The organism is Rhodococcus sp. HNM0563 (genome assembly GCF_012726195.1).
In the GTDB taxonomy this organism is placed as follows: domain Bacteria; phylum Actinomycetota; class Actinomycetes; order Mycobacteriales; family Mycobacteriaceae; genus Rhodococcus.
The window spans coordinates 102,316-124,463 of record NZ_JAASAF010000005.1 but is presented as its reverse complement, the minus strand read 5'-3'; the positions used below and the strand labels follow the sequence as shown (position 1 = coordinate 124,463).

Genomic DNA, 22,148 nt, shown 5'->3' with positions numbered 1-22,148 from the left:
GGGGCCGAGTCGTGTGGTCGGACTCAGGCGCTCTTGTCGCGGCGTTCGCGGTCGGGCTTGCGTGGCACGATCGTCGGGAGCACGTTGTCGGTCACGGTTTCTGCGGTGATGACAACCTTCTCGACGTCATCGCGGCTCGGGATGTCGTACATCACCGGCAGCAGGACTTCTTCGATGATCGCACGGAGCCCGCGGGCACCGGTACCGCGCAGAATCGCCTGGTCGGCGACGGCCTCGAGCCCGTCCCTGGTGAAATCGAGTTCCACCCCGTCCATCTCGAACAGACGCACGTACTGCTTGACGAGTGCGTTCTTCGGCTCCGACAGAATCTCGACGAGCGAGTCCTTGTCGAGATTGGTCACCGACGCGACAATCGGCAGGCGACCGATGAACTCGGGAATGAGCCCGAACTTGATCAGATCTTCCGGCATGACATCGGCGAAGTGATCGGTGGTGTCGATCTCGGCCTTCGACCGCACCTCGGCGCCGAAACCGATGCCCCGCTTGCCGACGCGATCGGAAACAATGCGCTCGAGACCCGCAAAAGCACCGGCCACGATGAACAGCACATTCGTGGTGTCGATCTGGATGAATTCCTGGTGCGGATGCTTCCGGCCGCCCTGCGGTGGCACCGACGCCTGCGTACCCTCGAGGATCTTCAGCAGCGCCTGCTGGACACCCTCGCCCGACACATCGCGAGTGATCGACGGATTCTCGCTCTTGCGCGCAATCTTGTCGACCTCGTCGATGTAGATGATGCCGGTCTCGGCGCGCTTGACGTCGTAGTCGGCGGCCTGAATCAGTTTGAGGAGGATGTTCTCGACGTCCTCACCGACATATCCGGCCTCCGTGAGAGCGGTGGCATCGGCGATCGCGAACGGCACGTTGAGCATCTTCGCGAGAGTTTGGGCGAGGTAGGTCTTGCCACAGCCCGTGGGTCCGAGCAGAAGAATATTCGACTTGGCGAGTTCGACCGACTCACCGCGTGAGTCGCGCGTCTTGTCGCCGGCCTGGATGCGCTTGTAATGGTTGTAGACGGCCACCGCAAGCGACCTCTTTGCAGAATCCTGGCCGATCACATAATTGTCGAGGAACTCCCGGATTTCGGCCGGCTTGGGCAGTTCGTCGAGCTTGACCTCGCTCGTTTCGGCGAGTTCCTCTTCGATGATCTCGTTGCAGAGGTCGATGCACTCGTCGCAGATGTAGACCCCGGGGCCCGCAATGAGCTTCTTGACCTGCTTCTGGCTCTTTCCGCAGAACGAGCACTTGAGCAGATCCCCGCCGTCACCGATACGTGCCATCTGTCAGGTCCCTACTTCCTCGTGTGCGTGCAACCGATCCCGTGTCCGTCGACGAACGCCGGCCCGGGGAGCGGGCCCTTTGATCGACCGTACCCGGACTTCGGTACGCGGGTCGACAGGTTCTCCGCGTTTCCGGTCAGATTTGTGCGCGCCGACAGCGGCGCAGCTCACACCCTGCACAACGGCCCGGTCGAACACACTCGGAGGTTCGACCGGGCCGGGCGTGACTATGCCTGAGCAGACAACTTGCGGTACTCGAGCACGTTGTCGATCAGACCGTACTCGACCGCCTCGGCAGCGGTGAGGATCTTGTCCCGATCGGTGTCCTTGCGAATCTGTTCGGGATCCTTACCGGTGTGCTTGGCCAGCGTCGTCTCCATCAAGCGGCGCATACGCTCGATCTCAGCGGCCTGGATCTCCAGGTCCGAGACCTGACCCTGGATGCCGCCGGTGGCCGGCTGGTGGATGAGCACGCGGGCGTTCGGCAGCGCAAGGCGCTTACCCGGGGTACCTGCCGCGAGCAGCACAGCTGCCGCCGAGGCCGCCTGGCCGAGGCACACGGTGGTGATGTCGGCGCGGACGTACTGCATGGTGTCGTAGATCGCCATCAGCGACGTGAACGAACCACCGGGTGAATTGATGTACATGGTGATGTCGCGGTCGGGATCGAGCGACTCGAGCACGAGCAGCTGAGCCATGACATCGTTCGCGGACGCGTCGTCGACCTGAACGCCCAGGAAGATGATGCGCTCTTCGAAGAGCTTGTTGTACGGGTTGGATTCCTTGACGCCGTAGCTCGAGTGCTCGATGAACGACGGGAGGATGTAACGGCTCGCCGGTGAATTCGGGGCCTGGCCGCCGAGTTGGCGCGGATCGAACATGTTGGTCATCGCTTCTCCAAGAAAGTGTGGGACGTGGAGCGGGTCGGGGCCTCGGGGACTAGCTCGACGTGCCGCCGGCCTGCTGGGCCCGCGCGACGACGTGGTCGACGAAGCCGTATTCGAGTGCCTGCTGTGCCGTGAACCAGCGGTCGCGGTCCGAGTCGAGGGTGATCTGCTCGACGGTCTGCCCGGTGTGCTCGGCGATCAGCTCGGCCATCTCACGCTTGGTGTGTGCGAACTGCTCGGCCATGATGGCGATATCGCTGGCAGTACCACCGATACCGGCGGACGGCTGGTGCATCATGATCCGCGCGTGCGGCAGAGCGTAACGCTTGCCCTTGGTGCCTGCCGAGAGGAGGAACTGCCCCATCGACGCAGCCAGCCCCATCGCAAAGGTCGCCACATCGCACTCCACGAACTTCATCGTGTCGTAGATCGCCATACCCGAGGTGACCGAACCACCCGGGGAGTTGATGTACAGCGAGATGTCGCGGGTAGGGTCTTCCGCCGACAGCAACAGGATCTGTGCACAGAGCTTGTTGGCGATGTCGTCGTCGACCTGGGTGCCGAGGAAGATGATGCGCTCGCGGAGCAGGCGTTCGTACACCGAGTCGCTGAGGTTCAGCCCAGCGGTGGCCGAGGTCATCGTCGGGCCGATGGATGTCGCCGGATTCTGAGGAGTCACGGGTACCTGCCTTCTCGTCAATCGTGGATTGCTGTCATTGACAGTAACGAAACAGGGCGGCACCGGATGCCCGGTGCCGCCCTTCTTCGCTCAAAGCGGAAAAGATCCGATTACTCGGATGCCTTCTCCTCGGCCGCCTCGGCGTCCTCGGCAGCTTCATCCGAGTCGGCCTTCGGGCCACCGAAGAGCTCGGAGGTGTCGACGGTCGCGCCGGTGGTGTCGGTGACCGCGACACGGTCGACGACGGTGCCGAGAGCCTTGCCGCGACGAACGTCCGCGAAGATCGCGCCGAGCTGGTTGGCCTGGCTGATCTGCTGGATGAACTGCTCCGGCGGAATGCCGTAGCGCTGTGCCTGGAAGAAGATCCGCTCGGTGAGCTCTTCCTGCTCGACCGTCGTGTTCTCCGACTCGGCGATCGCATCGAGAAGCAGCTGGGTCTTGACGGACCGCTCTGCGGACTCGCGAGCTTCCTTGTCGAACTCTTCGCGGCTCGAACCCTGGGCCTCGAGCAGCTTGTCGAGCTCGGCCTCGTCGTGGTCGAGCTCGTGGATCGCGTCGTGCAGTGCACTGTCGATCTCGGCCTGGACGACGGCCTCGGGCAGCGGCACCTCGACCTTCTCGAGGAGTTCTTCGAGCACCTTGTCGCGGATCTGACCTGCCTGCTCGACCTGCTTGACGCGGCCGACACGCTCACGCAGGTTTGCCTTCAGTTCGTCGAGGGTGTCGAACTCGCTCGCGAGCTGGGCGAACTCGTCGTCCTCAGCCGGAAGTTCGCGCTCCTTGACCGTGTTCACCTTGACGGTGACGACGGCTTCCTTGCCCGCGTACTCACCTGCGACGAGCGTGGAGGTGAACTCCTTCGACCCGCCGGCCTCGAGACCGACGATGGCCTCGTCGAGGCCCTCGATGAGCTGGCCGGAGCCGACCTCGTGGGACAGCCCCTCGGTGGCAGCCTCAGTGACCTCTTCGCCGTCGACAGTGGCAGACAGGTCGATCGAGACGAAGTCGCCGTCCTGCACAGCGCGCTCGACACCGGTCAGAGTGCCGAAACGCTGCCGCAGCGACAGCAACTGCTCTTCGATGTCCTCGTCGGAGATCTCGACGGGATCGACGGTGACCGCGATCTCGGAGAAGTCGGGGAGGGTGACCTCGGGGCGTACGTCGACCTCCGCAGCGAAGACGAGTTCGACGTTGTCCTCGAGCTTCGTGATGTCGATCTCCGGCTGACCGATCGCCTTGACTTCGTTCGTGGTCACTGCCTCGGAGTAGCGCGACTGGATCGCGTCGTTGACGACCTGCTCGAGCACCGCACCGCGACCGACGCGAGCCTCGAGAATCTTGCGCGGGGCCTTGCCGGGACGGAACCCGGGGATCCGCACCTGACCTGCGAGGGACTTGAAGGCGCGGTCGAAATCAGGCTGGAGCTCCTCGAAGGGCACCTCAACGTTGATACGGACTCGCGTCGGGCTCAGCTGCTCGACGGTGCTCTTCACGGACATGACTCCTTCTTGTCGTGCTCTTGTCGGTCGTTCGTTCTCACTACTGAGCGCCCTGACGCTGTTCGATCTGGTCGGGATGACAGGATTCGAACCTGCGACCCTCCGCTCCCAAAGCGGATGCGCTACCAAGCTGCGCCACATCCCGTCGTACCTAGTGCTCCCGCCATGGCGCCGGGGGCCGGACTGAATCCTACGGCCCCCCGATTATGAATTCCAAAGCCGGGTTCGGTACAGTCTCATCCTGCAAGCGGCAAACGCCGGAGAACATCGGAAAACTACCCGGTGAGCACCGACGAAGCCACAGGCACGGGGATGTAGCTCAATGGTAGAGCCCCAGTCTTCCAAACTGGCTACGCGGGTTCGATTCCCGTCATCCCCTCCAGCGAACCGCCCGGATCTCGTCGAGATCTCGGGCGGTTCTCGTTTCTGCACCGCCCGGATCACCGTTTCGACTCGATCCCTCGAAGCCGACTCGAATCCGAGACCGAACACCCGTCCGCTGTGAGAGCGTCGCCAGTGTGAGCGCGACACCCCACCGCACGTCGATGAGGTCCGGCGCGGCGGAGGCCGCCGCCGCCTCGCGGTCGTCCGTCGTCGCAGCAGTGCTCCTCGACGCCGTGCCGGAATGGGATCGTGTCACCGCGATGCTCGCGCCCGGGAATCTGGAAGCAGCGGCGTTCCGGCACCGGGTGGTCGAGGTTCCCATCGGACTCGAGGTCACCCGCCGCAGCGCTGATCACGACGACACACCGTGGCACCTCGACCGGATATCGCTGACCGGCACCGCCGGCTTTCCGGACGTGCTGGCGCTGACGCCCACCGTCCCCGAGACCATGGAGAGCCATCGTGCGAGCTGGGGCCTCACGCTCGTGGACGGTCTGACCGGTGGCCAGGCTGCACTCGTGATCAGCATCGTTCGTCCCGAACGGGGCGGACACGGTGCACCCGGGCAGAACGGCCGCGAACACCACGGCTCGGTATGGACGTGGCTGCGCAGCATGTCGGAACACACTGCGGAAGCGATTCGCTCGTCGACCGAACTTCTCGTGGGCAGCACCACCGACCTGGTGAAAGCAATCGTCGCACCGGCTTCGCAACCACTCCCGCACCATGCCTATCCGACGAGCGGCCCGCACCGACTTCATACCCTCGACATCCCCCGCGGCGAGATGCACGCCGCAGCGAAGCGCGCCGGTTGCGGACTCGAAAGTGGTGTCGCAGCCGCTGTGTTGCTCGGATACGCGTCGTATCGGCACGTGCACGGCTCCCCCGCGGACGATCCGTTCGCCGCGACCCCTGGCGCCGGATCCGAGGAACCCGCTCAGGTCAGCCTCGGCGGCACCGAGATCGAGGACGGACCAGTCGCCTTGATGCAGCGCATCGACCGTGTGACCGCGGGCATGCCCGACGACCCGAACGCACTTCCCAGTACGCGGATGTTCGGTCACGACGATGTGCTGACCTGCACGGTCCCCGGTTCGGCGACCCCCCTGTTCGTGGCGGGCGCCGGCATCGCGCGGTACTACGGTTTCGGCCGCACCCTGGGGTCTGCGATCAACGCAACCCTGATGTCGTACCTGGACATGTGTTGTGTCGGCCTCACTGTCGACCCCGCCGCGGTGCCCGACCGCACCGTGTTCGACGAATGCCTGCGCACGGGTCTGCGGACCGTCCTCGACAGCTGACCGAATCGGTACGCTGGAGCGCAGACCGGAAGACCTCGTCGTAGGGACTCACCGTGGAACTCCTGCTGATCCTCGCCGTTGTGGCAGTAGTCGTGTACTTCGTGGCACGCTCACAGAAATCCACCACTCGCCAGGCCGCCGGCAACCTCGACGACGCCAAAGCCGAGGCCCGACAGGCCATCGAACGGCTCGGAGGCCAGGTCTACAACCTCACCGGCACCGACGACGCGTCCCGTCAGGCACTCGCCGACGCCGCCGAGCGCTACACAGCGGCCGGTTCGCAGATCGACCAGGCCCGGTCCGCCGTCCAAGCGCGCCTGGCGAAACAGACCGCGCTCGAGGGTCTGTACTACATTCGCGCCGCACGCATCGCGATGGACATGGACCCCGGGCCCGAGATCCCCACGCTGGACGGCCAGAAGTCTGCTGGTGCCGTGACGGAGGACCGGCAGGTCGAGTTCGAGGGCCGCCAGGTGGCAGCGTCACCATCGCCGTCAGCGCGCACTCCGAACTACTACCCGGGTGGCCGTGTCGCGGGCCGTCCGGTTCCGGCGGGATGGTACTCCGAGCCGTGGTGGAAGCCTGCGCTCGTCGCGGGTGCGTGGGGCGTCGGGTCGATGCTGCTGTTCTCGTCGTTGTTCACGGGCATGGCGGGAGTGCCGTACGGTGCGCAGGAGTTCGAGAGTGGAGCGGCGGACGGTTCGGACGGCGTCGCGGGCGATCACGTCGGCGACGACGGCAGCGGTTTCGACGGAGGCGGTTCCGACGGCGGGATCGGTGATGTCGGTGGCGGCGACGGCGGATTCGGCGACTTCGGGTTCGACGGGTTCTGACCTACCGATCACACGTTCACTTCGGTTGGCAGACCTCGCACCAGAACAGGTTCCGCGCTCCCATCACCTTGTGGAGCACCGGCGTGCTGCACACCCGGCACGGCTCCCCCGCTCGCCGGTACACATAGGTGCGGGGCCGGTCCTTCGCATATGCGGGTGCGCCGTGGTCGTGTTCGGAACGCACGACGTGCATGCGGCCCCGCGCCATCCCCACCTGCATCAACTCGACGAGATCGGCCCAGATCTCATCGAATTCGGCACGTGAGAGATTCCTACCGGGTCGTTCGGGGTGGATTCCGTGCCGGAACAACACTTCGGCGCGGTACACATTGCCGATTCCGGCGATGACCGTTTGGTCCATGAGCAGACCCCCGATCGGGCTGCGGGAGCGGCTGATCCTCGCCCACGCCTGCTCCGGATCGGCGTCGGCACGCAACGGGTCCGGGCCGAGGCGCGCTTCGATGGCGTCGACCTCGCCCTCGGTGAGGACCTCGCATGCGGCCGGTCCGCGCAGATCACTGCCGTGTCCCGAACCGGTCATCCGCATGCGGACCTGCCCGGTGGGTTCGCCGAGTGGGAGCTCGGAATCGGTGAACGCGCCATAGATTCCGAGGTGCACATGCACGGTCAGCGCGCCCTCGTAGTGATGGAACAGGTGCTTACCCCACGCGTCGGCGTGCGTGAGGACCCGTCCGGTCACCGCGGCTGCGCCGTCGGCGAAGCGCCCCTGGGGGCTGGACACCCGCACCGGCGCACCCGCGTACCACTCGTGGTGCAACCGGGCGAGCCGGTGCAGGATGTGTCCTTCGGGCACCGGTCAGTTCGCGCCCGGCACTGCGGGTGCGTCGCCGGACTTCTCGTATGCCGCGAGAATATCGATGCGCCGCTGGTGGCGTTCCTCGTTCGACCACTCCGTCGACAGGAAAGCATCGACGATCGCGAGTGTCTCCTCGAGCGAGTGCATCCGGCCGCCGATACCGATCAGCTGGGCATTGTTGTGCTCACGGGCAAGTTTGGCCGTCTCGACGCTCCAGGCCAGCGCGCAGCGCGCACCAGGAACCTTGTTCGCGGCGATCTGCTCGCCGTTGCCGCTGCCGCCGAGGACGAGGCCGAGGCTGCCCGGGTCCGCAACCGTGCGGCGCGCGGCCTCGATGCAGAACGCCGGGTAGTCGTCGAGTGCGTCGTATTCGAAGGCACCGCAATCGACGGCTTCGTGACCGTTCGCCGTCAGGTGCTCGATGATCTGATTCTTCCGTTCGAAACCGGCATGGTCGGCTCCCAGGTAAACGCGCATGAACAGAGTCTAGACAAGCACTGCGAGGAGCACGGAATCACGCCACCCCTTCACATAGGGTTACCTCACCTAACCCGCTAGATTGAGCGAATGTTCACAACACAAAGCCGATCGGCACGCCTCATCCTCGGCGCGGCCGCCGCCGTCACCGCACTTCTCCTGTCGGCGTGTGGCACGAGTTCGTCCGACGACACGACTGCCTCTGCCGAGTCCTACACCGTCGAGCACGCCATGGGCGAGACCACGATCGAGGGCACGCCGGAACGGATCGTCGTCATCGACTCTCCGCACCTCGACGCCCTCGTTGCGCTGGGGATCACGCCGGTCGGTGCCACCGAATCCGGTGCCGCGACCGGTGTCCCCGCGTACCTCGCCGAAGATCTCGAGGACACCGAGATCGTCGGCCCGACGATGGAGCCCGACCTCGAGGCCATCGCAAGCCTGAACCCCGATCTCATCATCGGCGCGCAGGTACGACACGAGGCGCTCTACGAGCAGCTCTCGGCGATCGCGCCGACGGTCTTCTCCGTGAACTCGGGAACCGACTGGGAGGAGCAGGCGCGCATCACCGCCGCCGCAGTGGGCGAGACGGATCAGATGGAAACGTTGCTCACCGGGGTCGAGGAACGCGCCGCACAGATCGGTGACGAGATCGGTGCCGAAGGACAGACCGCCTCGATGGTGCGGTTCCGGCCGGACAACTTCCGTCTGTACGGTCCCGACACCTTCTCCGGCACGATCCTCACCCAGGTCGGCTACGATCTCGGCGCGGACCGCGCCTGGAACGAGTACTCGATGCTCGAACTCAGCCCCGAGAACTACACCGAGATCGACGGCGAGGTGGTCTTCTTCACCAACCCCGGAGGCGATCCGGCAGCAACCACGATGGCAGCGGTGACCGGGCTGTGGGGCGCACAGCCCGGTGTCGCAGCAGGAAACGTCCACGAGTTCGAGGACGAGACCTGGATGGTCGGCATCGGCGTTGTCGGTGCGAACACCATCCTCGACGACCTCGAGAAGACCCTGGGCTGACAAACCTCCGCAGAAAGGTGTCCTCCACCTCCGCCTGAGCTGGAGGACACCTTTTCGAGCGCGCCTCGTCAGTCGAAGGCCCGTCAGTCGAAGGCCGGATCCTCGTCGCGGCTGCGCTTGAGTTCGAAGAAGTGCGGGTACGAAGCGAGCGCAACGACCCCATCCCACACCTTGCCCGCGTCTTCACCACGCGGGATCTTCGACAGCACCGGCCCGAAGAACGCAACACCGTTGACGTGGATCGTGGGGGTGCCCACGTCCGGGCCCACTGCGTCCATCCCCGCCGCGTGACTTGCGCGTAGCGCCTCGTCATAGTCCTGACTGTCGGCGGCCTGGGCGAGGACGGGGTCGAGGTCGAGCTCTGCAAGGGCACCGGCGATGACGTCGGTGAAGTCCTTGTTTCCCTCATTGTGGATGCGGGTGCCCATCGCGGTGTAGAGACTCTCGAGAATCTCGTCGCCATACTTCTGGGATGCGGCGATCGCCACACGCACCGGCCCCCACGCCGTCTTCATCATCTCGGCGTAGGCGTCGGGCAGCTCACGGCCTTCGTTGAGGACGGCGAGGCTCATGACATGGAAGCGTGCTTCGATATCGCGGACCTTGGTTACTTCGAGAATCCACCGCGAGGTGATCCAGCACCACGGGCAAAGCGGGTCGAACCAGAAGTCGGCGGTGTCCTTACCGGCGGCACCGGTTGTCTGGTTGCTCAAGACGGTCTCCTCACACGGGTCGGGTTGCACGGAGTGCAACACAGTCCAGCGGGGCATTCTTCCCGATCTTCGCCGCAGCAACGCGCGGTCCCCGTACCGTCGGACACGAAGACCGGGACGTAGCGCATCGGGCGAGTAAGCGCCATCGCGTACGGACAAGCGAACGAGAGGTCATGCGATGTCTGGTGAGAAGACCTTCGTGATCGTCGGTGCCGGACTCGCCGGTGCAAAGGTGGCGGAGGAACTGCGTGCACGCGATTTTCCGGGGCAGGTCGTACTGATCGGCGCCGAAGAGCATCTGCCGTACGAGCGACCGCCGCTGTCGAAGGAGTATTTCGCCGGCGCCAAGCGACTTCTCGACTTCACTGTGCAGCGCGGCGACTGGTACCGGGACCATCGTGTCGACCTTCGTCTCGGGACGACGGTCACCGCGATCGATCCCGCCGCGCACACGGTTTCGTTGCCGGACGGCTCGACCGTCCACTACGACAAGCTGGCACTCGCGACCGGATCACGATCCCGGCGTCTCCCCCTGCCCGGCGCCGATGCGCCGGGAGTTCACGTCCTACGCACCGTCGGGGAAGCCGACGAACTTCTCGCCGCGATCCGCCGCGACAACGGCCCTGCCGCTCGCCTGGCGATCATCGGGGCCGGTTGGATCGGCCTCGAGATCGCGGCGGGCTCGCGGGGCCGCGGCGCCGAAGTAACGGTGATCGAATCGGCGCAGACTCCCCTGTATGCGGCGCTCGGCCCCGAGATGGGTGCGGTGTTCGCCGAGTTGCACCGGTCGCACGGTGTGGACCTGCGGCTCGGGACGTCCGTATCCGAGATCGCCGTCGCGGGCGGGCGCGCTGCCGGCGTCGTTCTCGCTGACGGCACTCCGGTGCACGCCGACGCTGTGCTCGTCGCTGTCGGCGCCGCACCGAATGTCGAACTCGCCCGGGACGCCGGTCTCGAGGTCGACACCGGAGTGCTCGTCGACGCATCACTGGCCACCAGCGATCCCGACATCGTTGCGGTCGGCGACATCGCGGCGGCCGAGCATCCCGGACTCGGGTGCCGTGTCCGGGTGGAGCACTGGGCCAACGCTCTCAATCAGCCTGCGGTGGCCGCGGCCACGATGCTCGGAATCGACGCCTCCTACGACAGGCTGCCCTACTTCTTCACCGACCAGTACGACCTCGGGATGGAGTACGTCGGGCTCGCCCCGTCCGACGCACACGTGGTCACGCGAGGAGACGTAGCAAAACACGAATTCCTCGCGTTCTGGCTCGACGACGACAACACGGTGAGGGCAGGCATGAACGTGAACGTCTGGGACGCGGGCGACGACATCCGCACGCTCATCTCGTCGGGTTCGCGCGTCGACGCCGTTCGTCTTGCCGACGCGAACGTGCCGTTGGCGGACGTCGCCACCTGAACACGGCCCCACCATGATGGGATGGATCCCGACCGACATCCCGTCGTGAGAAGGAGTTCTTCTGTGGCACCACCGAACCTGACCCGTGAGCAGGCCGCCGAGCGGGCAGCGGTCCTGCGCGTCGACAACTACACCGTCGTCCTCGACCTCACCGATGGGTCCGGAGGGCCGGGAGCCACCACATTCCGCTCCGTCACCACGGTGACGTTCGATGCGACCGAGGGTGCGTCCACCTTCATCGATCTGATCGCGCAGACCGTGCATTCGGCAACACTCAACGGCTCCCCCGTGGACGTGTCCGGATACAGCGAGGACACCGGCATCGCGCTGTCCGGACTCGCCGCGCGCAACGAACTCGTGGTCGACGCAGACTGCCTGTACACGAACACCGGCGAGGGTCTACATCGGTTCGTTGACCCGACCGACGACGCGGTGTACCTGTACTCGCAGTTCGAGACGGCCGACGCCAAGCGGATGTTCGCGTGTTTCGACCAGCCCGATCTGAAGGCCACCTTCACTCTGTCCGTGACCGCGCCCGTCGACTGGAAGGTGATCTCGAACTCGGAGACCGTGCAGACCACCGCGGCGACGCCCGGTCAGCACCACTTCCGCACCACGCCGCGGATGAGCACCTACCTCGTCGCGCTCATCGCGGGCCCGTACGCCGAGTGGACCGACACCTACACCGACGAGCACGGCACGATCCCTCTCGGCCTCTACTGCCGCGCGTCCCTGGCCGAGTTCATGGACGCTGAGCGCCTGTTCACGGAAACCAAACAGGGCTTCGGCTTCTATCACGAGAACTTCGGCATGCCGTACGCCTTCGGCAAGTACGACCAGCTGTTCGTGCCGGAGTTCAATGCCGGCGCAATGGAGAACGCCGGCGCTGTGACGTTCCTCGAGGACTACGTCTTCCGTTCCAAGGTCACCCGCTATTCCTACGAGCGACGCGCCGAAACCATCCTGCACGAGATGGCACACATGTGGTTCGGCGATCTGGTCACCATGCGCTGGTGGGACGACCTGTGGCTCAACGAGTCCTTCGCGACGTTCGCATCCGTCCTCTCGCAGGCCTCGGCCACCGAGTACACCAACGCGTGGACGACGTTCGCCAACGTCGAGAAGTCATGGGCGTATCGGCAGGATCAGCTGCCGTCCACCCACCCGATCGCCGCGGACATCCCCGACCTCGCCGCCGTCGAGGTCAACTTCGACGGCATCACCTATGCGAAGGGCGCCTCGGTGCTCAAGCAGCTCGTCGCCTACGTCGGGCAGGAACCGTTCCTCGAAGGCCTGCGCGCATACTTCCGCGACCACGCCTTCGGCAACGCAACCTTCGACGATCTGCTGGCCGCGCTGGAGAAGTCTTCCGGCCGGGACCTGTCGGGGTGGGGTGCCCAGTGGCTCAAGACGACAGGTCTGAACATTCTGCGCCCCGACTTCGAGCTCGACGCCGACGGCAAGTTCACGCGTTTCGCCGTCGTGCAGGAGGGCGCGCAGCCAGGAGCCGGTGAGTTCCGCGTGCATCGGCTCGCCATCGGTGTCTACGACGACGACGGTTCGGGCGCTCTCGTGCGCACGCACCGCGTCGAGGTCGATGTCGACGCCGCCGCAAGCACCGACATCCCCGAGCTCGTCGGCGTAGGTCGCGGCAAATTCGTGCTCGTCAACGACGACGATCTGACCTACTGCTCGGTCCGGCTCGACGACGAGTCGCTCGCTACGGTGATCGACCGCGTCGGCGACATCGCCGAGCCGCTGCCACGCACGCTGGTGTGGTCGGCGGCGTGGGAGATGACCCGGCAGGCCGAACTCAAAGCGCGCGATTTCGTTGCACTGGTGCAGCGCGGTATCGCCGCGGAGACCGAGGTGGGCGTCGTGCAACGTCTGTTGATGCAGGCGCACACGGCGGTCGGCAGCTACGCCGACCCCACATGGGCCGACGCCTCGGGTTGGAGCGACTACGCGAACCGGCTACTCGAGCTGGCACGTGAAGCGGAGCCGGGGTCGGACCATCAGCTCGCCTTCGTCAACGCACTGTCCACAGCTCGGCTCTCACCGTGGCACACCGAAGTCTTCGAAGAGTTGCTCGGCGGTGATCCGGCGAAGGTCGGACTGCCCGGCCTGGTTGTCGACACCGATTTGCGGTGGCGTCTCGTGCAGGCGCTCGCAGCCGCAGGTGAAGTCGACGCAGAGGGAGTGGAGTCGCCGTTCATCGATGCGGAAGCCGAGCGCGACCCGACTGCGGCCGGTGCCCGGCAGGCAGCGGCGGCACGCGCGGCTCGTCCGCAGGAAGAGGTCAAAGCCCAGGTTTGGCGGACGGTGGTCGGCGACGACACCGTTCCGAACATCACTGCTCGTTCGATCATCGGCGGTTTCGCGCCTGCCGGTCAGTCGGAGCTGCTCGAGGCCTACGTGGAGCGGTATTTCGCGGAGGTGCCCGATGTGTGGGAGCGCCGGTCCAGTGAGGTCGCGCAGACCGTCGTCGTGGGCCTGTATCCGTCCTGGTCGATCAGTGAGGCCTCGGTCGCTGCGGCCGACGAATTCCTTGCCGGTGATCGTCCTCCTGCGCTGCGCCGATTGATCACCGAGGGGCGCGCCGGGATCGTGCGGTCGCTGCGGGCACAGGCGTTCGACGCGTCCTGACGTAGAACGCATACGGCCCGATGTCACCTTCGGTCACTCGAAGTGACCGAAGGTGACATCGGGCCGAAGCGGGTCCTACGGGGCGATGATCGCGTTGGCGATCACGCGAACGGCGCTGATGATGCCGTCGATGAGCTGTCCCTGACCGAACGGCCCGACCGCTGCGGTTACGCCGAGCTGAGCGATCCGGTCGGTGACCTGAGCGGCATCGCGTCCGCTACGGACCTCGACAGCCTTCTGATTCGGGTACACCGCGATGAGCACCGAGTTCTCGGCTTCGGGCGTCGACGGGAAGATCGTGTCGGTCGCCGCAGCCGGGTCCGAGGCATCGGCAACGTATACGTTGAAGCGCACACCGGTGGCGCGGATCGCAGACGTGAGCGTGTCGTCGAGAGCGACCATCTCGTCGTCCGCGAACGGCGGGCCTGCGAACTCGATGCCGTCGGCACGAGCTTCGGAGATTCGGCCGCTCGAGGTCAGAGCCGCAGCGTGCGGCAGCGGCGCGTCGCTGCGCGCCGGGGCATGAATCACGTCACCACTTGCCACTTGCGGTACCTCCGATCAGCTCTGCCGGTGCACCGGCCACGTGTCCGTGATGCGCGTGACGACCGTGCTCGGTCACCTCGTCGGCGGCGGTCCACAGCAGTGCACTGTGGTTCCATTCGTCGCCGAGCTTGTAGGGGTGGTCGGACGCGGCCGGGCCGGGCTTGCGAGGCGCGGTCCAGGAGATAGCCCCGAAGACCAGAACGATCAGCAGCGGGATGCCGACGAATATCAGCGTTGTCTCGAGAATGCTCACACGGAGAAGGTATCCCAGGTGGCTGCGAAAGACCTCACATGCCCCGGATTTGGTCCCGACGAGAGCGCAATTGCCAGGACTCGCCGGTCAGGCGGCACCCTCGCCCAGGTATGGAAGCCAGGTCGGATGCAGGTCCTGCAGCGTGGCCAGCAGTCGCCAGTGCCTGCCTTTCGGCGGAACCAGCGACGCACGCAACGTCCATCCGAGTTCGCTGAGTAGTTTGTCGGCCTTCTTGTGGTTGCAGGGCGCACAGCATGCCACGCAGTTCTCCCAGGCGTGCGCACCACCGCGACTGCGGGGAACGACATGATCGATGGTCTCGGCCTTGGATCCGCAGTACGCGCAGCGATTGCCGTCGCGGTGCATGAGAGCGGCCCGGGTCATAGGTACCCGAGCGTGATAGGGAACCCGGACGTAGGTGCGCAACCGGATCACCGACGGCAACTGCACCGACCATTCGGCCGATCGGACCATCGGTGCAAGCGGGTCGTCGTGCACGGTGTCGGCCTTACCGCCGGCCATGAGAACAACAGCGCGTCGTGCGGGCAGTGCGGTGAGCGGCTCGTAGGTGGCATTGAGCAGCAACACCCGAAGTTTCACCCAATCGGGAAGACCGACGTCATCGCGTACCACGCGCAAGGTGGTGGCCCCCGGCGCCCCGATCGGGACGTCCGCGGGCGGGAGTTGTCGATGTGCTGTGCTGCCGTGCTTCATACGACCTCCGGAAGACTGGAAACAGTGCACCACGGATACCTCCGAATCGCACCCGATTTCCGCGGACGAATCAAGGACTGTCCGATGAACATCCTGTGTCATGGATACGGCGAGGTACGCGACCCCGTACGGGCGCGCTCGTGCCCGTACGGGCACAATGGCCGGTGAGAGGGAGGTAAGCAGAAGACGATGACCGACCAGCAGACCTTCTACGACGAAATCGGCGGCGCCGACACGTTCCGCAGGATCGTCGCGCGCTTCTACGAAGAGGTGGCTAAGGACGAGATCGTCCGGCCCCTCTACCCCGAGGAGGATCTCGGCCCGGCGGAGCGCCGCATGCGGATGTTCCTCGAACAGTACTGGGGTGGTCCACGCACTTATTCGGACGAGCGCGGTCACCCGCGACTGCGGATGCGCCATCATCCGTTCAAGATCGGCCCCCTCGAGCGCGACGCCTGGTTGCGATGCATGCACACCGCGATCGCATCGATCGACGATCGGACACTCGACTCCGCGCATCGTCGTCAACTTGTCGACTACATCGATATGGCGGCGGATTCATTGATGAACTCGCCGGTGTGATCGGTCCAGGTCTCGATCCGGACGTTCGTCAGAGAACGGTCAGACCGAGACCTCCACTTCTGCGCAGGTAGACGGATCCGTATCGGGCGTCGAGGCGGATCCAGGTGTTCGACGCCCGCACCCGTACGACCTCGTCGGCGGCAATGTCGTCAGCGGCCATCGAGTCACGGCCGGTGGTGGGCACGAACCCCATCGCACCGAGCGCGAACACCATCCGCATGGGCACGCCGACGACGGTCTCGCCGCCGCTGACCTCGAGCACCTCCTGTGCGAGCAGCGACGCGGGCGGCCCCTGCGCTCCCGCGTCGCGTGTCAGTGCGACGCCTTGCTGGGCCAGTTCGACGAGAACCCTGGCCGGAACATCATCGACGTGTGCAAATCCCTCGTCCGGCGGCAGCGCCCCGCGCCATGCCGAGTCCATCGCCCATCCCGGATCGATCGCCTTCGCAGTTCCCAGCGACGCGGTGAGCGCGGTGCGCAGCGAATCGGCGGCGACGCAGAGGTCTGCGGGGTGGACGGTTCCTCTCACGATCCGAGCCGCGAGCACATCGAATCCCGTCATGATCCACGCGCTGAGCACGTCATCACCGCGACGCCGCAGCCTCACGACCGCGGCCTCGTCGAGACGCAGTGCGCGGGTGAGGAAGGCGGCGAGATCGGTGCGGTCGCTCTCTCCGGCCAGTGCGACCGCCCGCTCCCCGAAACTCGGCGTGAGGTCAGTCACGCTGCCACCGCAGCAGGTAGGCGCGTTCCTCGTCGGTGAGCCGACGGAGTTTCTGCGCGTCGATGTCGAATGCGGCGATCTGGGTGGACGCGACGATCGAGGGTGCCGCGTCGGCGGGCGCACCGCCGGGCCGAACCTCGTAACCGATCGTGAAGTCGACGGCGCGCACCTTTTCGGTCCACATCATGACGTCGAGGGGGCCGTCGTCGTGTCGCAGCTGTCTGCGATAGCGGACGTGGAGGTCGGCGATCACGGCGCCCTCGCGGAGACTCTGGGTGGGTCGCCCGTCGGCGAAGAGCCACGGTATGCGGGCTTCTTCGAGCAGAGTCACCATCCGCGCGTGGTTGATGTGCTGGAAGACGTCCATGTCGGACCATCGCACGGTCACTTCCGTATGGAATCCGAACTGCTGGCGCGCATCACTCACGCGTCTACCTCCGATCGGGTGCGCCAGTGCGCACCATGCTCCTGATCTGCCGTGCGGCCACTGACAGGGTGGCCAAGTCCAGACTCCCAGATGCGAAGATCTCGTCGAGTGCCGACCTCGCGCGCACGAGCCGCGAGCCGTTCGACATCTCCCAGTCCTCGATCATCTCCGGGCAGGTCTCCCCCGGCTCCGCCCCGGTGAGGACATCGAGGACGAGCGTGCGCAACGATCCGTACAGTTCGTCGCGCAGTGCGAGTCGTGCAAGGGAATGCCACCGGTCGCCGCGTTCGAGTTCCGTGACCGCGGACAGCAGCCGGTCGATGCCGAGGTGCGCATCCATCGCGTAGTACAGCTCCGCGACCTCGTCCTCCTTCCGTTCGACGATGTCCGCGATGTCGATGACGTCGAGAATCGGGAACTGATCGAGTAGGCGGTACACCATCGCGACCAGTTCCGGAGGCGCCTCGTGCGACAGGATGTGCCGCGTCCGTTCCTCCAGATCCAGTACGTGGTGACCGCGCATCCACCCCCCCACCAGCGGAGCAAGATTCGCGAACAACTGCCGGTAACGGCTGATCTCCGCGCCCACGGCCAGTGGCTGGGGCCGATTCGACAAGAGCCACCGCGACGCACGGTCGAGGACACGACGGGATTCGAGCAGCAACTCGTCCGCGAGGTCGGTGGGCAGGTCGGCCGCGCGGATCCGGTCCCAGATCCCGCGCAGGCCGAAGATCTCGGTGACCGCGGCGAACGCTCGGACGGCGTCGGTACGCGAGGCCCCTGTCTCCTCGCAGAGGCGGAAGACGAAGGACACACCGCCGTTGTCGACAGTGTCGTTGGCGAGAATCGTCGCGACGATCTGTCTGCGGAGTGGATGTGCCTTGATACCCGTACGGAACTTCGTGCGGAGTGCGGGCGGAAAGTAGGCGGGTAACCGGGTCGCGAATGTGTCGCTGTCGGGCAGGTCGGTGTCGAGCAGGTCATCGACGAGGGCGAGCTTGACGTGGGCGAGCAGTTGCGAGAGTTCCGGCGAGCTCAGTCCTTCTCCGTCGGCGTGACGCTGTTCGATCTCGGTGTCGTCGGGGAGTGCGTCGAGGACACGGTCGACTCGCCTCTCTTTCTCCAGTTCGGCGATGAGCCGTTGGTGGACGCCGAGCAACGCGGGTGCCGATGCTCGTTCCAGGCCGAGGACACCGTTCTGGCCGATGTTGTCCGCGAGCACGAGTTCGGCGACATCGTCTGTCATCGAGGCGAGCAGTGGGTTGCGTTCCGCGAGGTCGAGGTCGCCGGAGGTGACCATCGAGTCGAGCAGGATCTTGATGTTGACCTCGTGGTCGGAGCAGTCGACACCGGCGGAGTTGTCGATGGCATCGGTGTTGATCTTTCCGCCGTTGCGCGCGTACTCGATCCGCCCGAGCTGGGTGACCCCGAGGTTTCCTCCCTCTCCGATCACCCGGACACGCAGATCCGCGCCGTCCACGCGAACCGTGTCGTTGCCCTTGTCACCGACGTCGGCGTGCGATTCGGTTCGCGCCTTGATGTAGGTACCGATACCTCCGTTCCACAACAGATCGACGGGTGAACGCAGGATCGCGCGGATCAGTTCGGAGGGGGTGAGTTCGGTGACGTGACCGGGCAACCCCAGCGCCGCGCGACCCTGTTCGCTGATCGGAATCGATTTGCGGGTGCGCTCCCACACTCCCCCGCCGGTTCCGATCAGGGCCGGGTTGTAATCCGCCCAGGACGAGCGCGGCATCTCGAAAAGCCTGCTGCGTTCCGCGAACGAGGGTGCCGCCCGAGGGTTCGGGTCGAGGAAGATGTGGCGATGATCGAACGCGGCGACCAACCGGATGTGTTTGCTGAGCAGCATCCCGTTGCCGAACACATCGCCGCTCATGTCGCCGACTCCGACCGCGGTGAAGTCCTGGCTCTGGGTGTCCACGCCGAGTTCACGGAAGTGCCGCTTGACGCTCTCCCATGCACCGCGCGCGGTGATCCCCATCTCCTTGTGGTCGTACCCGGCCGACCCTCCCGATGCGAATGCATCACCGAGCCAGTACCCGTATTCGGCGGCAACCGAGTTGGCGAGATCCGAGAAGGTCGCGGTGCCCTTGTCCGCAGCAACCACCAGATAGGTGTCGTCGTCGTCGTGTCGCACCACTCGCCGCGGCGGAGTCGCGGTGCCACTCGTGCGGTCGAGGTTGTCGGTGAGGTCGAGCAGGGCGGCGATGAATCGCCGGTAGCAGGCTTCGCCGGAAGCGCGTGCTGCCTGCCGGTCCGTGGTCGCATCGCCGGTGGGTGCCGGTGGACGCTTGACGACGAACCCGCCTTTCGCTCCGACCGGGACGATCACCGCGTTCTTCACCGCCTGCGCCTTCACGAGGCCGAGGATCTCGGTGCGGAAATCTTCGTGTCGATCCGACCAGCGGAGGCCGCCGCGCGCGACGGCGCCGAAGCGCATGTGCACACCCTCGACATCCGGTGAGTACACGAATACCTCGAACTTCGGCCGCGGCTCCGGGAGCTCCGAGATGCCGCTGGGGTCGAACTTGAACGCCAGGGTCCGGCCGCGCGCCTCGTCGTCAATCTCCGGCACGAAGAAGTTGGTTCGCAAAGTGGATCGGATCAACGACAGCACCGCCCGCAGGATGCGATCGGCCACGAGTGCGGTGACCGCGTCGATCTTCTCGAGCAGTTCATCGGTGATGGCCTGCTCGCGTACCTCGGATGCGTGATCGGGATCGAAGCGGGCAGCGAACAGTTCTACGAGTAGCGTCGTCGTATCGGGTGTGCCGAGCAGGACACCTTCGATGTTGTATTGGCTGTACGGAAACCCTGTCTGCCGAAGGAATTTCGCGTACGCGCGGAGCATCGTGACCTGCCGCCAGGTGAGACCGGCGCGAAGTACGAGTTCGTTGAAACGGTCCGTCTCGGCGTGGCCACGCCACACCGCAGCGAACATATCGGTGATCCGGGCGGCGAGTGTGTGGTCGGTGTCGAACAGGCCGGGATCGACATCGCTCGGAAGGTGCAGGCCGAAGTCGTAGATCCAGCAGTCGACGCCATCGGATCGCGGCAACAAGTAGGGCCGCTCGTCGACGACTTCCACACCGAGGCTTTGCAACACCGGGAGCACACGGCCGAGCGTCACCGGTTCCGCTCCGACGTACAGGGTGAAACGCCAGCTGCGGTGGTCGTCGGTGTCGGAGCGGTAGACGTAGGTGTCGAAGTCGCCGGGACCGAGCGCTTCGAGGCGCATCAGGTCGGCGAGTGCGCGTTCGGAACTGAAGTCCTCTTTGTATGCCTCGGGAGCGGCATCGACGTACCGCTGGACCAGTGCGGGGTCCACCATCGGACGGGACCCTGCGACCTCCGTGATCCGATCTTCCCAGCTGCGACTGGCCTCCGCGAGGAGTGACTGTATTCGTTGCCTGTTGCTCTCGGAGGTGTCGACCTGAGGACGTACATGCTCGGGGAACCGGACGGTCACGTGTAACAGCGCCAAGTCACCTTCGGACACCCGTGCGGTGTAATCGAGAGTGCCACCGCCGAATTCGTGGAGCAGTACGTTCTGCATCCGGACCCGGACCTTCGTCGTGTATCGATCGCGGGGAAGGTACACCAGGCACGATACATATCGTCCGTACGTGTCCACCCGAACGAAGAGCCGCACCTGTCGGCGGATCTCCACGACGGAGGTCACCGTCTCGTAGAGGGTGTCCGGGTCCATGGACAGCAACTCTGCACGCGGCAGGGTCTGCATGATCTCGAGCATCGACTGCCCGCCGTACGACGACAGCTCGACACCTGCGCGTGCGATCACGCCGCGTGCACGCCGTCGGAGCAGCGGGATATCGAGGATGTTCTCGTGCATTGCCGTCACAGTGAGGATGCCGAGGAAGCGGTGCTCGCCGACGGTTCGGCCCTCGTCATCGAGGATCCCGACTCCGACGAAGTACGGATACACAGAGCGGTGCACAGTCGCCGGACGAGCACCTTGAGTGAGCACCAGCAGTGGCCGCCGGTCTGGATTCACCTCGGAGGGCAGGTCGATCGGGTCGTCCGTGTCGGAGAGTGTGCGCAGCACACCGAGGCCGCTGTCCGGGACAGCGCGGGAACGGCACACGCCGGAAGTGTCGGGTTCGTCGAATTCGTAGCAGCGATACCCGAGCATCGCGTAGTTCCCGCGAGCGAGCCATCGCAGCAACTCCGCTGTTTCGGTGAGGTCGTCCGCGGACTGGGTCGCCGGCGGGTCTGCAACGAGTACGTCGAGTTCCTCGGCGAGCCGGTTCTGCACGGTGCTCATGGCGTCGCTGTCGATGACGACCTGTCGCACATCGTCGAGTACACCGTCGATCTCGCCTTCGATTCCGGCGAGGACGTCCGGCGGTGTGGACGGTTGCAGCTGGATATGAATCCACGATTCGGCGGGCGCGTCGCTCTGCAGCGCACCATCCGGTGTCATTGCGAGAAGCACCCCGTCCGAGTCGCGGTCCACCGCGAAGACCGGGTGGACGAGCGCGGCAATGGTCGCGCCGAGACGCGAGAGCAATGCAGTGGTGGACTCCACGAGCAGCGGCATGTCGTCGGTGACGATCTGGACTGCTGCACCGGCCGCCTCGTCCGCCCGGTACACGCGCGTCGCTGTCGCGCCCGCAGGACGGTCGAGTCCGAGAGCCAGATGCGCCGCTGCAGCAGCCTCGAGGTCGCCTATTCCGTCAGGGGACTGCAGATACGCGTGCTTCAGAACTCGCACCGTCGACGAAAGATCTCGCGAATCCGCAGATTCCGACATCGACATCACTCCCCTCGCTTGCCGCCGAAACCGCAGACGCCGCGGATGGGCCCGTTGTCGAGCCTATCCGCGGCGTCCGATGCCAGGAGGTGAAAGCGCGCGCAGTCACCGATCCGAT

Annotated in this window: 19 protein-coding genes and 2 tRNA genes; 7 read left to right on the top strand and 14 right to left on the bottom strand. The window is 65.5% G+C overall.

What is annotated here, in order from left to right; all coding sequences use genetic code 11:
- Positions 1–23: 23 nt before the first annotated feature.
- The 5 genes from clpX to HCA61_RS12780 all read right to left on the bottom strand — a co-directional run bounded on the left by clpX (position 24) and on the right by HCA61_RS12780 (position 4,511).
- On the bottom strand, positions 24–1,301 hold the full coding sequence (gene clpX / locus HCA61_RS12800; protein WP_169688573.1) for an ATP-dependent Clp protease ATP-binding subunit ClpX: 1,278 nt from the start codon (positions 1,299–1,301) through the stop codon (positions 24–26).
- A gap of 227 nt (positions 1,302–1,528) precedes the next feature.
- Positions 1,529–2,191, bottom strand: a complete 663-nt coding sequence (locus HCA61_RS12795) for an ATP-dependent Clp protease proteolytic subunit (protein WP_054716287.1) — start codon at positions 2,189–2,191, stop codon at positions 1,529–1,531.
- Positions 2,192–2,240: 49 nt separating this feature from the next.
- Positions 2,241–2,867 (bottom strand): ATP-dependent Clp protease proteolytic subunit, encoded by a 627-nt coding sequence (locus HCA61_RS12790; protein WP_169688572.1) that lies wholly within the window; start codon positions 2,865–2,867, stop codon positions 2,241–2,243.
- Positions 2,868–2,977: 110 nt separating this feature from the next.
- A complete protein-coding gene (gene tig, locus HCA61_RS12785) occupies positions 2,978–4,366 on the bottom strand; it encodes a trigger factor (RefSeq protein ID WP_169688571.1) in 1,389 nt (462 codons plus the stop codon).
- Positions 4,367–4,434: 68 nt separating this feature from the next.
- A tRNA-Pro gene (locus HCA61_RS12780) sits at positions 4,435–4,511 on the bottom strand.
- Positions 4,512–4,674: 163 nt separating this feature from the next.
- Here HCA61_RS12780 and HCA61_RS12775 point away from each other — a divergent pair.
- The 3 genes from HCA61_RS12775 (at position 4,675) to HCA61_RS12765 (ending at position 6,884) form a co-directional block, all read left to right on the top strand.
- Positions 4,675–4,748: transfer RNA gene (locus HCA61_RS12775), tRNA-Gly, on the top strand.
- Positions 4,749–4,884: 136 nt separating this feature from the next.
- Positions 4,885–6,051, top strand: a complete 1,167-nt coding sequence (locus HCA61_RS26830) for a WS/DGAT domain-containing protein (RefSeq protein WP_169688570.1) — start codon at positions 4,885–4,887, stop codon at positions 6,049–6,051.
- A gap of 53 nt (positions 6,052–6,104) precedes the next feature.
- Complete coding sequence (locus HCA61_RS12765; RefSeq protein ID WP_169688569.1) at positions 6,105–6,884, top strand: DUF1542 domain-containing protein; 780 nt, start codon at positions 6,105–6,107, stop codon at positions 6,882–6,884.
- A 16-nt stretch (positions 6,885–6,900) separates the two neighbouring features.
- Here the strand turns inward: HCA61_RS12765 and HCA61_RS12760 are convergent, their stop codons facing one another.
- Together HCA61_RS12760 and HCA61_RS12755 are read right to left on the bottom strand one after the other, a co-directional pair.
- A complete protein-coding gene (locus HCA61_RS12760; RefSeq protein WP_169688568.1) occupies positions 6,901–7,698 on the bottom strand; it encodes an Fpg/Nei family DNA glycosylase in 798 nt (265 codons plus the stop codon).
- Between the two features lie 3 nt (positions 7,699–7,701).
- Entirely contained in the window at positions 7,702–8,178 is a 477-nt protein-coding gene (locus HCA61_RS12755) for a ribose-5-phosphate isomerase (RefSeq protein ID WP_169688567.1), read from the bottom strand.
- Between the two features lie 90 nt (positions 8,179–8,268).
- Here HCA61_RS12755 and HCA61_RS12750 point away from each other — a divergent pair, with 90 nt between their 5' ends.
- On the top strand, positions 8,269–9,210 hold the full coding sequence (locus HCA61_RS12750; protein WP_206040016.1) for an iron-siderophore ABC transporter substrate-binding protein: 942 nt from the start codon (positions 8,269–8,271) through the stop codon (positions 9,208–9,210).
- An 83-nt stretch (positions 9,211–9,293) separates the two neighbouring features.
- On the opposite strand, the gene HCA61_RS12745 is transcribed toward HCA61_RS12750, so the two are convergent.
- Positions 9,294–9,923, bottom strand: coding sequence for a DsbA family protein (locus tag HCA61_RS12745; protein ID WP_240959250.1), 630 nt, complete (start codon positions 9,921–9,923; stop codon positions 9,294–9,296).
- 178 nt (positions 9,924–10,101) lie between these two features.
- On the opposite strand from HCA61_RS12745, the gene HCA61_RS12740 reads away from it, so the two are divergent.
- Entirely contained in the window at positions 10,102–11,343 is a 1,242-nt protein-coding gene (locus HCA61_RS12740) for an FAD-dependent oxidoreductase (protein ID WP_169688565.1), read from the top strand.
- Positions 11,344–11,406: 63 nt separating this feature from the next.
- A complete protein-coding gene (gene pepN / locus HCA61_RS12735) occupies positions 11,407–13,989 on the top strand; it encodes an aminopeptidase N (protein ID WP_169688564.1) in 2,583 nt (860 codons plus the stop codon).
- 75 nt (positions 13,990–14,064) lie between these two features.
- On the opposite strand, the gene HCA61_RS12730 is transcribed toward pepN, so the two are convergent.
- The 3 genes from HCA61_RS12730 to HCA61_RS12720 all read right to left on the bottom strand — a co-directional run bounded on the left by HCA61_RS12730 (position 14,065) and on the right by HCA61_RS12720 (position 15,502).
- Positions 14,065–14,535 (bottom strand): DUF5130 family protein, encoded by a 471-nt coding sequence (locus HCA61_RS12730; RefSeq protein WP_169688563.1) that lies wholly within the window; start codon positions 14,533–14,535, stop codon positions 14,065–14,067.
- The gene (locus HCA61_RS12725) at positions 14,522–14,788 is read right to left on the bottom strand and encodes a hypothetical protein (RefSeq protein WP_169688562.1); all 267 of its coding nucleotides are present in this window, start codon (positions 14,786–14,788) and stop codon (positions 14,522–14,524) included. The genes HCA61_RS12730 and HCA61_RS12725 overlap by 14 nt, the downstream gene beginning before the upstream one ends.
- 87 nt (positions 14,789–14,875) lie before the next feature.
- Positions 14,876–15,502: an HNH endonuclease gene (locus tag HCA61_RS12720; RefSeq protein WP_169688561.1), complete on the bottom strand. Its 627-nt coding sequence runs from the start codon at positions 15,500–15,502 to the stop codon at positions 14,876–14,878.
- A 189-nt stretch (positions 15,503–15,691) separates the two neighbouring features.
- Between HCA61_RS12720 and HCA61_RS12715 the strand changes: the two genes are divergently transcribed.
- Entirely contained in the window at positions 15,692–16,084 is a 393-nt protein-coding gene (locus tag HCA61_RS12715; RefSeq protein WP_169688560.1) for a globin, read from the top strand.
- 28 nt (positions 16,085–16,112) lie between these two features.
- Here HCA61_RS12715 and HCA61_RS12710 read toward each other — a convergent pair whose 3' ends face one another.
- Genes HCA61_RS12710 through HCA61_RS12700 form a run of 3 tightly spaced genes read right to left on the bottom strand, consistent with a single transcriptional unit; the run spans position 16,113 to position 22,030 of the window.
- A complete protein-coding gene (locus HCA61_RS12710) occupies positions 16,113–16,808 on the bottom strand; it encodes a hypothetical protein (protein WP_169688559.1) in 696 nt (231 codons plus the stop codon).
- Positions 16,801–17,235: a thioesterase family protein gene (locus HCA61_RS12705; RefSeq protein ID WP_247274259.1), complete on the bottom strand. Its 435-nt coding sequence runs from the start codon at positions 17,233–17,235 to the stop codon at positions 16,801–16,803. The genes HCA61_RS12710 and HCA61_RS12705 overlap by 8 nt, the downstream gene beginning before the upstream one ends.
- Before the next feature lie 4 nt (positions 17,236–17,239).
- Positions 17,240–22,030 carry an NAD-glutamate dehydrogenase gene (locus HCA61_RS12700; protein ID WP_169688558.1) on the bottom strand — a complete coding sequence of 1,597 codons (4,791 nt, stop codon included), beginning with the start codon at positions 22,028–22,030 and terminating at the stop codon, positions 17,240–17,242.
- Positions 22,031–22,148 lie beyond the last annotated feature (118 nt).

What these genes read in the sequence shown, in the direction of transcription:
- clpX (WP_169688573.1), bottom strand. Translation starts at nt 1,301, where the DNA reads ATGGCACGTATCGGTGACGGCGGGGATCTGCTCAAGTGCTCGTTCTGC.
- HCA61_RS12795 (WP_054716287.1), bottom strand. Translation starts at nt 2,191, where the DNA reads ATGACCAACATGTTCGATCCGCGCCAACTCGGCGGCCAGGCCCCGAAT.
- tig (WP_169688571.1), bottom strand. Translation starts at nt 4,366, where the DNA reads ATGTCCGTGAAGAGCACCGTCGAGCAGCTGAGCCCGACGCGAGTCCGT.
- HCA61_RS12755 (WP_169688567.1), bottom strand. Translation starts at nt 8,178, where the DNA reads ATGCGCGTTTACCTGGGAGCCGACCATGCCGGTTTCGAACGGAAGAAT.
- HCA61_RS12750 (WP_206040016.1), top strand. Translation starts at nt 8,269, where the DNA reads ATGTTCACAACACAAAGCCGATCGGCACGCCTCATCCTCGGCGCGGCC.
- HCA61_RS12740 (WP_169688565.1), top strand. Translation starts at nt 10,102, where the DNA reads ATGTCTGGTGAGAAGACCTTCGTGATCGTCGGTGCCGGACTCGCCGGT.
- HCA61_RS12720 (WP_169688561.1), bottom strand. Translation starts at nt 15,502, where the DNA reads ATGAAGCACGGCAGCACAGCACATCGACAACTCCCGCCCGCGGACGTC.
- HCA61_RS12715 (WP_169688560.1), top strand. Translation starts at nt 15,692, where the DNA reads ATGACCGACCAGCAGACCTTCTACGACGAAATCGGCGGCGCCGACACG.
- HCA61_RS12700 (WP_169688558.1), bottom strand. Translation starts at nt 22,030, where the DNA reads ATGTCGGAATCTGCGGATTCGCGAGATCTTTCGTCGACGGTGCGAGTT.